Origin of the sequence: Streptacidiphilus sp. ASG 303 (assembly GCF_020991365.1) — a bacterium.
In the GTDB taxonomy this organism is placed as follows: Bacteria; Actinomycetota; Actinomycetes; order Streptomycetales; family Streptomycetaceae; genus Peterkaempfera.
This window is the reverse complement of the sequence record NZ_JAJLRA010000163.1, coordinates 1-289: the sequence shown is the minus strand read 5'-3', so window position 1 is coordinate 289 and position 289 is coordinate 1. Positions and strand designations below refer to the sequence as shown.

The following is a 289-nucleotide window of genomic DNA, read 5'->3' as shown; positions in this document are numbered from 1 at the left end:
TGGTGACCAGGACGTCGGTGTCGAGGTCGCCCAGGGGGAGCTGCAGCTCGACGTCGGAGAGGCGGTTGAACGCCTTCTCCCAGGACCGCCTGATGAGTTCGCTGCCCTGGAGGGCGAGGACGCGGCAGTCCTCCTCGGAGAGCCCGTGCTCGCGGAGAGGACGCTGGTACGGCCCGGTGGCGTCGACGAGGTAGCGGACGGGCACCCGCTCGTCGAGGGCGAAGAACGGTTCCTCGCTGGTCCGGAAGACGCTCAGCACGCGCACGTCGTGCCGCGGTGCCAGATGGGC

The 289-nt window shown here is 70.2% G+C and carries 1 protein-coding gene; it reads right to left on the bottom strand.

Annotated features, from left to right (window positions below; translation table 11 throughout):
• Window positions 1-259 (bottom strand): hypothetical protein (locus tag LO771_RS30360; RefSeq protein WP_308189037.1); only part of this gene is annotated, 259 nt, incomplete at its 3' end.
• Between the last annotated feature and the right edge of the window lie 30 nt (window positions 260-289).